Source organism: Vibrio sp. 10N.222.52.B7 (genome assembly GCF_041474275.1).
Lineage (GTDB): Bacteria > Pseudomonadota > Gammaproteobacteria > Enterobacterales > Vibrionaceae > Vibrio > Vibrio crassostreae_C.
Genome location: NZ_JBFRTU010000268.1, coordinates 1 through 287, shown reverse-complemented (window position 1 = coordinate 287; position 287 = coordinate 1). Strand labels below are relative to the sequence as shown.

Annotated in this window: 1 protein-coding gene; it reads right to left on the bottom strand. The window is 42.2% G+C overall.

Annotation, left to right across the window (positions count from 1 at the left end; genetic code table 11):
* Positions 1–275: AIPR family protein (locus AB4512_RS22775; RefSeq protein WP_372175805.1), on the bottom strand; the 275-nt coding region annotated here is incomplete at its 3' end.
* Positions 276–287 lie beyond the last annotated feature (12 nt).

Genomic DNA, 287 nt, shown 5'->3' with positions numbered 1-287 from the left:
GGGACTATTTCTTCAGAGCACTCCTTCGGAGTTAAGGTTAACTTCATCTGTACGAACACCTGCTGAATTTGCTCTTTCAGCACTTTACTCGCAGCATATAATGACGCCGTCGTCTGACCACCATTAACTATTTGAAGATTATGAACACTGGCTAATTGATAGCCTGAGTCAGTTTTAACTATTTCTATACTGTCAGCCGTAGCACTTAAGCCATTGTTATAAGAGAAAAACATATGGGGCTCGTCGCGAATAGTATCTCGAATACCTTTGTTCACTTTCCCCCGGAC